Below are 14,048 nucleotides of genomic sequence, written 5' to 3'. Positions count from 1 at the left end.
AAAATATCTATGCATTACGGGAAACCTCAATACCAAATCCATATAAATTCCTATTTTTAGGCTGTTATAAAATACAAATAGCAAAAAATGGTATTCCACATAACCCAATTAGGAAACTTCTATCCCGGCGACGAGCATAAAGGCGATGTAGCGCGCATTATCATGTATATGTATACAAGATACCCAAATCAATGCGAAGCCTTAAACATAGGCTTCGGAACAACCGACCACGCCCCTTTCCAAGATATGCCAGATGTGTTTTTAAAATGTAATGCCGAAGACCCAGTATCACAATTTGAAAGAGATAGAAACGAAATCATTTATCAAAATCAAGGCAACAGAAACCCCTACATTGATAACCCATACCTAGCAACCCTAATTTGGAACGGACAAGAAGCAGAAGACACCTGGGGAACCTTATCAATTCCAGAAAAAAAATTCGAACAATTAACCATATACCCAACCTATACATCAAACTATATTTACATAAAAGGAAATACAAAAACCAAGAGTTATCATTACACATTCACAACACAATGGGCCAACAAGTAAAAACAGCAACCACCACAGAATTAATAGATATCTCCACTCTAGAAAACGGTTTATACTTCCTTAACATAATGTTCAATAACACAACCCAAATAAATAAAATGATCAAAACAACCTAAAATGGAATGACGAGGCCATAAAAAGACACAATTTATTAGCACATTACGGATAACCACAATGTTTATTAATACATATATTCTATTTTATCAACAGTAAAATAAACCATATAACAGGCACTTTTAAAAGATACCATAACCTGATTTATTTAAGGGATAAGAGTAATACGGGATAAAAGTAATTATATAATGAGTTGGGTGTAATTTGAAAACCGAATCGTATAAAGTTAATTTTTGCTCAATTTTAACATCGCTTTTGAAACACTTAAAGCGCTTTTATCATATTCTTCATGACCATAACCATGCTTTTCATTCAATTCATAAAATTCTCTATAAATGACAAATGGATTTTGCGAATCTCCCACCCACTTCACAATAATATCTAAAATCTCATTCATTACTGGCTGAAAAGTCATTCTTCCATCAGACTTTCTAATCCCATTATTATCTGACTTACGTTTACCCGAATTAAGGAAGATGTTTTTTTCGTCATAAATTATATTTCGAACTTCTTTAAACTCTTTTCCTTTTGGCAAATAATCCATCAATAATTTACGAATACCTTTATAATAAATATTGTACTTTTCTTCTGGATTTTCAAACTCTTTTCCTATCAGTTCTCTTAATTCATCAATTTCCTCAATATTGCCTTGTTCAGAATTAATAGTTAATTGTCTACCAACCTTTTCGTTTGCCTGCTGCAAAAGTTCCATTCTTTCCAAATCAGCCTCTGTTAGCTCTACTTTTCTGCTTAAGTCTTTATCTTTTGCCATTATAATTATATTAGTTAATTTCTAAAATCGATTTAATTCGCTCACTTGTTTCTTTAATACTCAAATCATCCCATGAAATAGGACTTAACTTACCTATTGCTTCCTTATAATTTGGATAATAATCCTTGAATGCTGCATGATAATTTTTTTCATATAGTTTATCTTGATACCAAGTATAAAATGAATAAACAATTGAAATATGAATTTCATTTTGTTCAGCAAATTTTGAAACTAAAAAAGGATTATTAATGTACTTTTTTATATAATGAAATTTATCTTCTGCCATAAAAAAGTCTCTTGCGAACGAATCAGCTTTATCTTCTATTAAAAATAAATCATCGTCTCCCGTTAAATGAAAGCTATTAGTCTCTATCAAATCAAAATCAAATAACACATGATGTAATTCATGTAAAAGCGTGAACCAAATAGTAGGATATTTTTTATTAAAGTCAGTTAGTACAATACAAGGTTTACCATTTACTATAAAAGTGCCTCCCCTTACTTGAGTTGTTGATAAATAGTCTTGAAATATTACTGTAACACCAATATTATAAAGTGCTTTACAAACAGTAAAAAGACCATCCTTAACATCTTGTGAATAAGGTTTAACTTTAACTATTAAATCCTTTAATCTTCCTCTATCGTATTCATTTGGATTGTCAATAACCCTAAAAGTTTGATAAGCTGACTTTATCCAAAAATCTTTCATTTTATCAGAAAAATTCCTTCTCGTTCTACTATATAATGGCTCGACAAGTTCATCTTCATACTCCTGAATAGATGAATAACCAAAAAACGTAAGAACCTTTTCAACTAATTCATCAGTATCATAATCTTTATCAAAAAAACCAAGCTTTGTTAAAGTTTTTACATCAAAATTCTTTAGTAAAAAGGTCGCTTTTCTTGCATTATCAATTGATCCAATGTTTACCTTACTTTGATTATTTAAAACTATCTGAATGAATTTATCAATATTTATATCTAAAAATTCCGCAATTTTAACAACATGAATTAAATTTGGTTGCTTTGCAGTACCACTAATGATTTGTTCAAAAACATCTTTATCAATATTTAAAAGCTTTAAAGCCTTTGTTTTACTGACATTGTAATCAGATAATTTTTGTTCAAATTCATTACTAATATCAAAACTTTCATCATTAGAAAAGATTGATTTCAATAAATCATCTATATTAGATTCTTTCATAAAAAGAGTATTTACCCTGCAAATATAAACAATTTATCGACATATTTACAAAATCGAGGGAATTTACCCTTAAAAACCACACCCAACACCGTTTATAATTAATTGCTTGGTTATCTCATACTTACGAAAATCCTCGCTGATTTTCTATTCGGTTTTTATTTGCTAAATTACGTGCTTATCGACGCCACTAATCAAGAACTGTGTTAAAAAACAAGTAATTATTAATTTAAATTCATTAAAACACTTTTATAGTTCTCATCATATATCAACCCTGATTTTGCCAAGGCAAAAGCCTGTTTTAACAGCTTATTACAGACAGCTATTAATGCTAATTTTTTGCTCTTTCCTTTTGCTACAATTCTATCGAAGATTTCTCTACACGCTTTATTATGTTTCTTAGCTGAGAGACTGCACATAAACAACGTTTTCCTTAATCGTCTATTCCCCATTTTACTTATTCTTGATCTGGATCTTATGCTGCTTCCAGACTGTCTTATCATAGGGGTTAAACCAGCAAAAGAGCAAAGCTCTGATGCATTATTAAAACGCTCAAATCCCCCCGTTAAGACGATCAATAACATACTTGACTTGCGTCCTATACCAGGAATACTCTCTACCCTAGTAAGCAAATCTTGATTATCCAATTTTACCAACTCTAGCAATGTATCTTCTAGCTTATCTATTTCTTTTTTCAAGTGTTTTAAACTTCTTTTTAAGGATTGTATCACTAAAGTACAAGGAGATCCCATAGCCTCCTCTGTTTGCAACTTATTTTTAAGTGCTGTCGTTTGTTTAGTATACAAGTTGGTTAGGCTTATTATTTGAGAACAAGCTATTTGTGTTTTACTCTGGCCTTTCCATAAACGAAGTTCAACCCCAGAGTTTACAGCATACTCATAAATCATTTGCGAATCTTTTTTGTCTGTTTTTATTTTTGTTAATCGCATTTGAATAAAGCGTTTAATAGACAAAGGATTTTCAACACTTACAGCAACTCCTTTTTCTTCTAAATAATAGGATAAGCGCAAGTGATAGACACCCGTAGATTCCATAACACAATGAGAAAACTCATTGGTTAAATTCAATAATTTTTTAAAGCCAGAAAGATCATTTTTAAACTGATAATGCTTGCCATCTGCTCCACTCACATCAAAGACATCTTTACTTATGTCTATTCCAAAATAATTTGTATTTTCACTCATATATATTAATTTAACGAAAGAAGTGATCTACTAGCTTTTCTGCATCTTAAAAACGAGATCTAAAGTCTCACAGAACTGTTCGAAATAATAGTAGGAAAGAGAGGGGATTGTCATGAAAAACGAGATCGTAGTCTCAATACACAAAATAACCTTAATCCTCTCTTTTTGTTCTTTCTGATTTGATTCTTAATTTATAACTAATATTTAATAAAGCTAACTTAAGATACACATAATCGTTGTGTAACATTTGACTTAAACCTCGTAATCTGAATGAAACATCAATCCTGGAGACATCATTACTTACCTGTTTTTTATTTAAAAGGTTTTACAAAAGAATCAAACAAATTTAAAATATATAATGTTCGGGAAAAAAGATTCATTAAAAACGGAAAGGACTTTTCACCTGAATCTTACTTTTTTGAAAAAGATGGCAACACAATAAAATTCAATAAATCTGAAACGGATTTTTTAGAAACTGAACATTATAGCCATTTTGACAATAATGCTTCAAAACTATTCGAAAAGATAAATTCTTCAAGCAATGACAATCGTTTCAATGTTGATGAAGATGATATGCCAGCAATAAATCATTTTGTCAGCTTAATGTATTGGCGTTTGCCTCACAGAACGAAAGAATTAAAAAATTTCATAAACAACAACGATTTAAATACTTTGGGATTAGCCATAAAAGACAATTGCGGAAATAATAATAATAATAATAATAAACAAATTGAGGACAAATTTAAAAATAGTGAACCTTTTCTAAAAAGCTATAAATATTTCAATTCATTAATGGATTCTATGAGAGGAGTTAATTGTAGAACACCTTACACAATAATAGAAAGTACCAATAAATTTCCATACTTGTGTTCTGACAATCCAGTGATTTTCGAAAAAACCGATATGCCGAAAGTTTATGAAGACGATTATCTATTCCCTTTATCTGGAAATAGATTGTTTATAAAGACGAATAGAAGAGAAAATTTCCCAGCTTACTTAAGGCTTATGGTAGATACTTTAGTTTATAAACAAGCAATAAAATATGTAAGTTGTACAGATGAAAGATATATTGATATTTTAGAAAATAATTTTTTAAACTATAATATTTCTGTTGAAGAATTAAAAATTGATATATTTAATAGACTGAAATAAAAACGTTACACAACACCGGTAACCGTTGCACAAAGCTTTAAAAATTTATGACCAAAACACAATTAAGCCCTTTTTAGGGCTTTTTTAATATTCTGCAACTGCTATTTAATTAAATTTTGTTTGGTGGAAATTGAAGATTATTAGGTTTTGGAGTCCATTTATTTTAGAAAATATAAGACCAAGTGATTTTGCCCCGCTCCCGCGCGATTGCATCGCGTGGGAAACAAAATAAAATAATCATGCAACGAATATTTTTATCTACAAACAATCACACGATGAATTATTACTTTTTTTCATGCTTAAGACAACATTATAAGCATTTTTCATGCAAACTAAACACTTTTTCATGTTATATTTGTAAACATAATTCATACTAAAGCAACATGAATAACTATTTTTCACAACAAATAACTGTTTTTCACAACATAGACACACCAGAACCTGGAACTTTGGCAGGATATGCCCTCTTGTTGGAATTTCTTATACAAGAAAAAAACATAGCTGTTCCCATGCCTAGTAAATTGGCCATAGTAACAGATAAACATCAAAGATATAATACAGATAGATGGCAAGTTTTCACCAAGCGCCACAAACCAAATAAGGATATAATAAGTCATATCGTATTTGCCATAAAGTATGAAGGAATCGATCTATATATTTTAAAACAACTCTTCCTTAATTTAGGTGAAGGAACTATAAAAGAATACATCCTATCAGAACCTACAGGACAATATGCAAGACGAATATGGTTTTTATATGAATGGCTGCTAGGAAAAGAACTAGATATCCTAGACCTAAAAACAGGAACTTATGTGGAAGTAGTAAATGAGAAACTACAATATCCGGGACCAACAATAAATTCAACAAGGCATCGTGTAAAAAACAACTTACCTGGCACCAGAGACTTTTGCCCGATGATCCATAGAACAGATAAAATAGAGACCTTTCAAGAAAAAGATTTTTCTAATAGAATGGCATTCGATCTAAAAGGGAAAGACAAAGATTTAATTAGAAGAACAGCCGCGTTTTTATTACTAAAAGATTCCAAAGCATCTTTTGCTATTGAAGGAGAAAAACCCGAAAACCAAAGAGCAAGAAATTGGGGGAAAGCCATTGGCCAAGCAGGTAAAAAAGAAGTATCACTTCAAGAGTTAGAACGGTTACAAAACATAGTAATTGGTAAAAACAAACTCAAGCAAATGGGATTGAGAACTCAAGAAGGATTTATTGGGGAACATGACCGAGAAACCTTTGCACCTATTCCAGATCACATTTCCGCAAAAGTACAGGACTTGCCGGTACTTATGAATGGACTTATTGAAACCAATAAAATACTAAACCAGAGTCAATACGACCCTGTTTTAATGGCCACGGTTATGGCTTTTGGGTTTGTGTTTATTCATCCTTTTTCTGATGGAAATGGCCGTTTACACAGATATTTGATGCACCATATTCTAATAAGAAAGAATTATACAACTAGAGATATGATTTTTCCAATATCTGCTGCAATATTAAATAATATAAGCAAGTATCAGGAAGTGCTAGAGGCGTTTTCAGAGCCTAGGCTAGAATTAATTGATTGGACTCCAACAGAAGACCATAATGTTAAAATTTTAAACGAAACAATAGATTTATATCGTTATGCAGACCTAACGCTTCAAGCAGAATTTTTATATGCATGTGTTGAAGAAACTATTGAGGAAATAATTCCAAACGAAATTAAATTTTTGGAACAACATGATGAAATGGCAGAATACATCAATGCCATGGCAACACTTCCAAATACAGATACCGACTTATTAATTAAGTTTTTAATCCAAAATAACGGTAAATTATCTCAAGCAAAAAAAGACAAATTCTTTGAAGAGTTATCAGATGAGATACTAAATAATATTGAAAAGAAGTTTGCTCAAGTGTTTTAATTCAATTTTTTAAGTTTATTGAGGATGTCTGTTAAAAACCCATAAATCAGACACAAACCCAACTTCGGTTTAACACCTTGGTCAACTTAAAAATTCGGAAGGCAGGTAATAAGGTGTTCGTCAGTCGCTCCATTTTGTTCCATAAAACATATCTGCAAGCCAATTCGGTATGCGTTCGGTATACCGTTTTTTAAAATAAACCTGCAACACTTATAAAACCTAGCATTTACAAGGCTTGCATATACCATAAATAGTACCACTGCGGCGAGACGTCCTCGTTCGCACTATTTATTTGTTTTATTTCACACATTCACTCCCTCCTCACCCGTAGCTACTCTTTTACCCCAAACCCCATTTAGGTATGCGCGCAAGCGCATGGAATGTATTTGGGGTAAAACCGCTACTTCATATGATGCGAGCCTGCGGGTCGCTGCGGCCAAACCCCACATATATAATAGCCAGATAAATCAATAGTGTCTTTTAAATTCAAATCATTCAAAATTTGATTACGACTGCCGATTCAAATATGTGGGGCTGCGGGTGGCATATTTTTTGACCTATCCAGTTTGCAAATAAGATAACCTTGTCCTCGCGAAAGCGGGGATCTCATTCTTGTACAGTCAAATCCTTCATTAAAAGAACATACCAGCAGTTCCAAGGGTTATCCCATTTCGCAAAAATCACAAGAGCAAGGCCCAAATTCCTGCGAAAGCAGGAATCTCATCAAAATCAAAACTAAATCTCAAAGTAGAAAACACCCCATAATCCCAAGCCTTGCACTTGCAAAATTTGACTATCCTCCTACCGTCCACAAAACTACATCCGACTACACTATAAAATCAAAAAATCCGCCACCCTTGCGGTAAACCGTTGCTGTGGTACGCACTTTTGCCGAAAAGGCAACGTGCTATTACCACACCACCCTTGCTAAACTCGCAGTCGGCTCGCGCCTTAAGGATTACCTGCTGAAATCATATCTTTAGTCTTCAAAAAAAAACAAACATGATAACAAAAACAATTCAAATTACAGAAGTATCAGTCGATGAATTAGCAAACCTAGTAGCAGATAAACTAGTACTAAAAATTGAAGCTTATTTAAATAAAATTGCCGCTACAAAAAATGAAGTATTATTAACCAGAAAAGAAACAGCCGAATATTTTAAAGTAAGTTTAGTCACAATACATCATTGGACTAAAAATGGAATTTTAAACGCTACGTATATTGGAAATCGCGTTTATTATAAAAAACAAACAGTTTTAGAAATTGTAGAAAAGCAAACTAGAAGATTAAAATAAAAAAAACAACAAAGATAGTAGCCTCCCTCCAGCCCCACTATAATACTATAAAGTTCAAGCCCTACGGGTTTTGAACAAAACTTTTTTAAATAAACAAAGGGGCCTTTATAGGCTTAAGTTCGCTAAAAAACTTTCATCCAAAAAACTTGACAGTATTTCCTCGGCTACAGGTTTTTTGCTTTCTTTTTTCTTTTTCTTTTCTTCCGAAAAAAATATGAAAGGGAATAGATAGTTTTTAAAACAACATGTATAACGAAAGAACACTGACGACCTATTAGCAGAATACGCCTATATATTTTTTAGATAAAGAACATAAAAAAAGGCCCTTTAAGAAAGAGCCTTTGCCTATTTTTTGAAGAAACTGAAAATATAATTTAAAAGTTTGGCCACTAAATAACTGACAGAAGCCCCTATACTAGCCATAACAACCGTGAACAGAATAGCATCCAAACTAATATTTAAGGCGATAGAAAAAAGCGTGCCGCCCAAAAATCCGATTTTAGTATGGACATTACCAAAATCCATCCTATTCTTTTTTATCTGAAGGCTTATCAATAACAGCCGCCTGACTCACAGCTGTAGCCACTGTTCCGGCAACGGCCATATAAGTGGCAATGGTAATAACAATGGCGGGCAAACTAATGGGAGCTGTAATAATAGCACCGCCAGCAGTGGCAAGAGCAATACCGATATTTCTCAATATCTTGAAAAACTTCGGGGTCGGTTTTTTATAACGTTCTACTAAATTCATAATATTATGTTTTTTTTAACCGCTCGTCATTCCCTCCTTTTAGGGAGGGCTTTTAGTGGTTAATGGTTAATGGTTAAAAAAATAAGTTCTTTGCGTTCAAAAGCTTGATGACAAAGCGAAAGCAACTTTTGCATCGCCAATTTAGAGGACCATCCAGTGCCAATGCCAGAAAGCTGACTTACCGGTGCCAAACACCCTTCTAATTCAGTTGCAGCGTCATTAGCCTGGTGAATCAAAATCAATTGCCTACCCGCAACCGACTTCACATGTAAATGATTCCCCAACCGACTTGAATTTCGGTGTTCTAATTCATAAACCCCTTCGGGAATACAAGACACCAAGCGCTTATTTTCCAGCCAAGGCAATTCAATCATAAAACAGAGAAACCGACCATTAATAAAGAGGGCACCATTGGTACCCTCTTTAAAATACTGTCTTTGGAGCAGCAAATCCATCTTACAAGGTGTCTACTAATGCTACAGAAAGTGCATTAAAAGCACCATTTTTAAGCGGATACATCTCGCCATTCACTTCTTGATAAAAGGCAATACCAACAACCTCTAAAATCGGTAACACCGAGTTAGCAGTAAGCGTGGCATTCAAAGCAATAGCAGCCGTATCTGGAGCCGTATACGGTAAAATACCAGTCGCATCTGTTTCAAAAACAAAGGTTTCATTCACAAAATCGACTTCGGCAGCACCCATTACAATGCTGAAATGCGTAGTTCCGATTGGAGACGCAATACGCACAGTAGGACTAAAAGGCGCTAATGTTACATCCCCACTTCCAGAAACGCGATCTAAAACCACATTATATGGAGCGAATAAAGTAGAAGCTAATTTACCGTTGAGGTTAAACTCAAAACCTAAAAGCCTATTTAAATCTCCACCTTGAACGGTTCGCTCACCTCTTGTATTCACAAGGTCCGTTTTAATAATAGCCACCAAATCTTTAGTCAATCTACTAACAACTCGTTTGTCTTTGGCATTCTGCAGCAACACCCGAATCGAATTCCTAATCAGCTTACCGGCTTTACCTGCACGCCCAAATTCAGAACCGTTTTCACGCGTTCGTTGAAACGCAGGATCATTCGCAATACGATTACCATCAATACCGCCTTTAGTACGCGCCAAATGCCCGTCGCTTGTCTTGTAAAAGGAAATATCATCCAGAGTTCCCTTTAATTTTATAATACCAGTTTGTCTTGCCATGGTTTCAAAGTTTTTTAGTTTTATCAAAACTCCGTATCTTTAATAAGCAATCCCAAAAGCACTTCCGGCCCATGCCGAAAAGTGCCTTTTTTGCCAATTTAAACCTATAGATGATGGTAGGATCATGTATAGATAAAGCATAGATAAAGTATGAGCAACATCAAAAGACTATGTATTTACCCAAAAGATATTATGCGTATCACTGGCCGAAGTGAACGCTATAGTCGCCAGCTGTTTAAAAAAATAAAAGAGCATTTAGACAAAAAGGATCATCAGGTCCTAACAATCAAGGAGTTTTCAGAATATGCTGGTATTGAAGAAGATATGGTAAATAGATTCATTTAGAATCAAACGGTTCGGTTCACTATTCGGTTCACTCCATATTTTTTAGATGTTTAATTAGTTGATACACAGCGTAGAAAGAGGAACTGGATAGTTCCTCTTTCTACGCAACATATTAAGCTTCACTTGAAAGAGTGGAGCTTTTTTTATTTTATGAAACTGAAAGTGAAACTTTTAATGTAAAATGAAATAAAAAAAGCTCCTAGACGGTAGAGTCCGTACCTTAAAATAAGGTATTTAATTATCCTTTAAGAATCAACCTCCATAAACCTCCTATTTTTTAATTAGCTTAAGTAACTAAAGTTACTGTGGGAACTATTTTTGAACATTACCTTTAATAAAAATTCATAGTCATGGCTAAAATTGTTATTCTAGGAGCCGGTATTTCCGGACATGTTGCAGCAGCACATTTACGTAGAAAATTATCTAAAGATCACGAAGTTGTAGTCGTATCGCCTAACAGCAATTACCAATGGATTCCTTCCAATATTTGGGTTGGAATTGGTAGAATGAAATCGAAAGAAATTTTATTTCCATTGGAACCATTATATAAGAAAAAAAATATTGGTTACAAACAAGCCAAAGCAATTACTTTTCACCCGGAAGGTGATTTAAGCGAAAATAAACCTTATGTCATGATTGAATATGTTGTTGGCGATAAAAAAGGGCAAAATGAAAAAGTAACCTATGATTATTTGATCAACGGAACAGGTCCAAAATTAAATTTTGAAGCTACTGAAGGCTTAATTCCGGGAAAAAACAAAACGTTTTCTGTTTGTACATATACGCACGCAGATCATGCTTGGGAAGGCTTGAATGCCTTAATCCAAGAAATGAAGCAAGGTAAAAAAGCTAAAATTTTAATTGGAACAGGTCATGCAAAATCAACATGTCAAGGTGCTGCTTTCGAATATATTCTAAATGTTGAACAGGAATTACATAGGCATGGCGTACGCAATATGGCTGAAGTAACGTGGATATCCAATGAATATCAATTAGGTGATTTTGGAATGGATGGCATGTTGTTAAGTTATGGAAGCATGACCATGAAATCCCATGAAATGATTGAAATGATTTTTGAAGATCGCGAAATCAAATGGATTCTGGGTGCTGGTGTCAATAAAATTGAAGATGGATTGGCACACTACGAAAATTTAGAAGGAGAATTCAAAACCGAAGCTTATGATTTTGCCATGTTAATACCATCATTTTCAGGTCATGGATTCAAGGCCTATGATAAAAATGACGAGGACATTACAGATAAACTCTTTAGAGGCTTCATGATAGTTGATGCAGACTATACGTCAAAACCATACGAAGAATGGTCAGTTCAAGATTGGCCGGAAACCTATCAAAACCCCAATTATAAAAATATTTTTGCGCCAGGAATTGCATTTGCGCCTCCCCATTCCATCTCGAAACCTAGAAAAAGTAAAAATGGAACTGATATTACGCCGGCACCTCCAAGAACAGGAATGCCTTCTGGAATTACGGCCAGAATTGTAGCTGATAATATTATAGATACCATTAAAACCGGTAAGGAATCTTTACATCATAAAGGGTCTATGGGGAACATGGGAGCCGCATGTATTGCTTCTGCTGGCTACGGATTAACCTCTGGAAGTGGTGTCAGCATTACCACCTTCCCTATTGTTCCTGATTATGAAAAATACCCAAGAACACAAGGTCGAAAATTAGGACAAACATTTGGCGAAATTGGATTGGCAGGACATTGGCTCAAGCTTACGCTACATTACGCCTTTATTTACAAAGCAAAAATGAAACCATTTTGGTGGTTGATTCCCGAGTAAACGTGGTACACGTTTCACATTTCAAGGTTCAAGGTTCAAGGTTCAAGGTTCAAGGTTCAATAGTTAAAATACAACATCATAAATAGTAATAAAATGACACAACGAATTTCAAAATATCAAAGATTTAAAATGATGAATCCAATCATCCAGTTTTTTAAATACATTTATTTAAGTATTAAAATATTGGTTATTGTAGCTGGTGGACATGGAGGCACTCGAAAGGCAAACTGATGTGATGGTCAGTGTTTATTGGTTGATTAGTAAAAAACACTCATTATTATAATGAGTGTTTTTTTTGTTTGGTAACATTGGTTACTGACCAGCATGTTTTATCAAGCTATTTTTGTTTCAGAAATACAAATAGGAATGAAAAACAATTTATGTATAACAATACTAATAGGTTTATTTTGGAGCTACAACCTGCAAGCGCAAGAATTGGTTCCAATTGCAAAATCGGATGTATTGCTCAAAGTTTCTGAAAACAATACAACTATTAAAATATCAGAAAAGGAATTCAATGCAGCCAAAGCAGATTTTAATCAAACCAATGCTGTATTCCTGCCAAATATTACGGCCAGTCATACAGGTATTGCTACCACTAACCCATTAATGGCCTTTGGTTCGAAACTGAATCAGGAAATTTTAACGGCTTCAGATTTTAATCCAACCATGTTGAACGATCCTTCGCAGATAGAAAATTTCGCGACTAGATTTGAAATACAGCAACCATTAATTAATGTAGATGGTATGTATCAGCGTAAAGCAGCCAAGTCAAAAATGGAGGCTATGTCTTTAAAGACCGAGCGTACACAAGACTATTTGGCATTTGAAGTTGAAAAAGCATATATGCAATTACAATTAGCATATAAAGGTGTTGCTGTTTTAGAAAAAGCATTAACGGCTGCCAATTCTAATAAAAAACTAACGGATAATAGTTTCAAGCAAGGTTACTTACAACGTGCAGATGTACTGAATGTGGAAGTTCGTGTCACAGAAGTAATGAATCAATTACAAATGGCGAAAAGCAATGTACAGAATGCATCTAATTACTTGTCATTTTTAATGAATGATGACAACTATGTGGTTTACACGCCGACGGATAGTTTAACTATTTCCGTGGTAACGCTTAAAGCACAAAGCATTTCGGAAAATCGTTCAGATATTAAAGCTATGCAATTAGCTACAAATGCTTACGAATCCATGAATAAAGCAGATAAAATGGCATTTTTACCACGTTTAAATGCCTTTGGAAGCTATGAATTATATGACGATCAAGTATTTCAAGGAGATGCCAATGGTTACTTATTTGGTGCACAATTATCATGGGATGTTTTTCAAGGCTCCAAACGTTTTGGAAAAGCACAAAAAAGTAAAGCCGAATTTGAAAAATCTAAATTAGAATACAAACAATATGTGTCAAAAAGTAATTTAGAATTAAATAAAGCAAAGCGTGCTTTAATTGATGCTGAAAACAAATTAACACTAACAGCTTTGGCTTTAGATCAGTCTGAAGAATCCTTAAGAATCAGAACCAATAGGTTTAAAGAAGGTTTAGAAAAAACATCCGATTTATTAACAGCTGAAACCCAATATTCACAAAAACAATTGGAATACTTCCAAACTATTTTTGAATATAATTATGCACAAGCGTATTTACAATTTTTAACCAAAGACTAAAAAAGTTTGCAGTAGGTAGTCGCAGTTTTCAGTCAATAAAT

The 14,048-nt window shown here is 33.6% G+C and carries 14 protein-coding genes; 8 read left to right on the top strand and 6 right to left on the bottom strand.

The window, feature by feature from the left end:
• The first annotated feature begins 87 nt into the window (after positions 1-87).
• Positions 88-552, top strand: coding sequence for an endonuclease (locus ES675_RS06605; protein WP_066249742.1), 465 nt, complete (start codon positions 88-90; stop codon positions 550-552).
• Positions 537-668: a T9SS type A sorting domain-containing protein gene (locus tag ES675_RS16720; protein WP_082985879.1), complete on the top strand. Its 132-nt coding sequence runs from the start codon at positions 537-539 to the stop codon at positions 666-668. Before ES675_RS06605 ends, ES675_RS16720 begins: the two co-directional genes overlap by 16 nt.
• Positions 669-892: 224 nt before the next feature.
• Here the strand turns inward: ES675_RS16720 and ES675_RS06595 are convergent, their stop codons facing one another.
• From ES675_RS06595 to ES675_RS06585, 3 genes are all read right to left on the bottom strand, one after another.
• Complete coding sequence (locus tag ES675_RS06595; RefSeq protein ID WP_066249737.1) at positions 893-1,438, bottom strand: hypothetical protein; 546 nt, start codon at positions 1,436-1,438, stop codon at positions 893-895.
• Between the two features lie 10 nt (positions 1,439-1,448).
• Positions 1,449-2,642, bottom strand: a complete 1,194-nt coding sequence (locus tag ES675_RS06590; protein WP_066249735.1) for an ImmA/IrrE family metallo-endopeptidase — start codon at positions 2,640-2,642, stop codon at positions 1,449-1,451.
• A gap of 221 nt (positions 2,643-2,863) precedes the next feature.
• The gene (locus ES675_RS06585) at positions 2,864-3,844 is read right to left on the bottom strand and encodes an IS110 family RNA-guided transposase (RefSeq protein ID WP_066249733.1); all 981 of its coding nucleotides are present in this window, start codon (positions 3,842-3,844) and stop codon (positions 2,864-2,866) included.
• Positions 3,845-4,114: 270 nt separating this feature from the next.
• Between ES675_RS06585 and ES675_RS06580 the strand changes: the two genes are divergently transcribed.
• The 3 genes from ES675_RS06580 (at position 4,115) to ES675_RS06570 (ending at position 8,214) form a co-directional block, all read left to right on the top strand.
• A complete protein-coding gene (locus ES675_RS06580; RefSeq protein WP_066249730.1) occupies positions 4,115-4,996 on the top strand; it encodes a DUF4238 domain-containing protein in 882 nt (293 codons plus the stop codon).
• A gap of 383 nt (positions 4,997-5,379) precedes the next feature.
• Positions 5,380-6,918, top strand: coding sequence for a Fic family protein (locus ES675_RS06575; protein ID WP_066249727.1), 1,539 nt, complete (start codon positions 5,380-5,382; stop codon positions 6,916-6,918).
• Positions 6,919-7,920: 1,002 nt separating this feature from the next.
• Complete coding sequence (locus tag ES675_RS06570; protein WP_066249720.1) at positions 7,921-8,214, top strand: helix-turn-helix domain-containing protein; 294 nt, start codon at positions 7,921-7,923, stop codon at positions 8,212-8,214.
• Positions 8,215-8,740: 526 nt separating this feature from the next.
• On the opposite strand, the gene ES675_RS06565 is transcribed toward ES675_RS06570, so the two are convergent.
• The 3 genes from ES675_RS06565 to ES675_RS06555 are packed head-to-tail and all read right to left on the bottom strand — an operon-like array spanning position 8,741 to position 10,177.
• Positions 8,741-8,965 (bottom strand): hypothetical protein, encoded by a 225-nt coding sequence (locus ES675_RS06565; RefSeq protein WP_066249715.1) that lies wholly within the window; start codon positions 8,963-8,965, stop codon positions 8,741-8,743.
• 59 nt (positions 8,966-9,024) lie between these two features.
• Entirely contained in the window at positions 9,025-9,420 is a 396-nt protein-coding gene (locus tag ES675_RS06560; RefSeq protein ID WP_066249712.1) for a DUF5675 family protein, read from the bottom strand.
• Between the two features lies 1 nt (position 9,421).
• A complete protein-coding gene (locus ES675_RS06555; protein WP_066249708.1) occupies positions 9,422-10,177 on the bottom strand; it encodes a hypothetical protein in 756 nt (251 codons plus the stop codon).
• A 150-nt stretch (positions 10,178-10,327) separates the two neighbouring features.
• Here ES675_RS06555 and ES675_RS06550 point away from each other — a divergent pair, with 150 nt between their 5' ends.
• From ES675_RS06550 to ES675_RS06540, 3 genes are all read left to right on the top strand, one after another.
• The gene (locus ES675_RS06550) at positions 10,328-10,522 is read left to right on the top strand and encodes a hypothetical protein (protein ID WP_066249704.1); all 195 of its coding nucleotides are present in this window, start codon (positions 10,328-10,330) and stop codon (positions 10,520-10,522) included.
• Between the two features lie 350 nt (positions 10,523-10,872).
• Positions 10,873-12,330 (top strand): NAD(P)/FAD-dependent oxidoreductase, encoded by a 1,458-nt coding sequence (locus ES675_RS06545; RefSeq protein WP_066249698.1) that lies wholly within the window; start codon positions 10,873-10,875, stop codon positions 12,328-12,330.
• A 366-nt stretch (positions 12,331-12,696) separates the two neighbouring features.
• Positions 12,697-14,007: a TolC family protein gene (locus ES675_RS06540; RefSeq protein WP_066250023.1), complete on the top strand. Its 1,311-nt coding sequence runs from the start codon at positions 12,697-12,699 to the stop codon at positions 14,005-14,007.
• The last annotated feature ends 41 nt before the right edge of the window (positions 14,008-14,048 follow it).

Source organism: Algorimicrobium algoritergicola (genome assembly GCF_008086165.1).
GTDB lineage: Bacteria > Bacteroidota > Bacteroidia > Flavobacteriales > Flavobacteriaceae > Algorimicrobium > Algorimicrobium algoritergicola.
This window is presented reverse-complemented; position numbering and strand designations above follow the sequence as displayed.

Bases quoted from the DNA above. Each gene is read 5' to 3' on its own strand.
- ES675_RS06605 (WP_066249742.1), top strand. From the start codon at position 88: ATGGTATTCCACATAACCCAATTAGGAAACTTCTATCCCGGCGACGAG.
- ES675_RS16720 (WP_082985879.1), top strand. From the start codon at position 537: ATGGGCCAACAAGTAAAAACAGCAACCACCACAGAATTAATAGATATC.
- ES675_RS06595 (WP_066249737.1), bottom strand. From the start codon at position 1,438: ATGGCAAAAGATAAAGACTTAAGCAGAAAAGTAGAGCTAACAGAGGCT.
- ES675_RS06590 (WP_066249735.1), bottom strand. From the start codon at position 2,642: ATGAAAGAATCTAATATAGATGATTTATTGAAATCAATCTTTTCTAAT.
- ES675_RS06585 (WP_066249733.1), bottom strand. From the start codon at position 3,844: ATGAGTGAAAATACAAATTATTTTGGAATAGACATAAGTAAAGATGTC.
- ES675_RS06580 (WP_066249730.1), top strand. From the start codon at position 4,115: ATGAAACATCAATCCTGGAGACATCATTACTTACCTGTTTTTTATTTA.
- ES675_RS06575 (WP_066249727.1), top strand. From the start codon at position 5,380: ATGAATAACTATTTTTCACAACAAATAACTGTTTTTCACAACATAGAC.
- ES675_RS06570 (WP_066249720.1), top strand. From the start codon at position 7,921: ATGATAACAAAAACAATTCAAATTACAGAAGTATCAGTCGATGAATTA.
- ES675_RS06565 (WP_066249715.1), bottom strand. From the start codon at position 8,965: ATGAATTTAGTAGAACGTTATAAAAAACCGACCCCGAAGTTTTTCAAG.
- ES675_RS06560 (WP_066249712.1), bottom strand. From the start codon at position 9,420: ATGGATTTGCTGCTCCAAAGACAGTATTTTAAAGAGGGTACCAATGGT.
- ES675_RS06555 (WP_066249708.1), bottom strand. From the start codon at position 10,177: ATGGCAAGACAAACTGGTATTATAAAATTAAAGGGAACTCTGGATGAT.
- ES675_RS06550 (WP_066249704.1), top strand. From the start codon at position 10,328: ATGAGCAACATCAAAAGACTATGTATTTACCCAAAAGATATTATGCGT.
- ES675_RS06545 (WP_066249698.1), top strand. From the start codon at position 10,873: ATGGCTAAAATTGTTATTCTAGGAGCCGGTATTTCCGGACATGTTGCA.
- ES675_RS06540 (WP_066250023.1), top strand. From the start codon at position 12,697: ATGAAAAACAATTTATGTATAACAATACTAATAGGTTTATTTTGGAGC.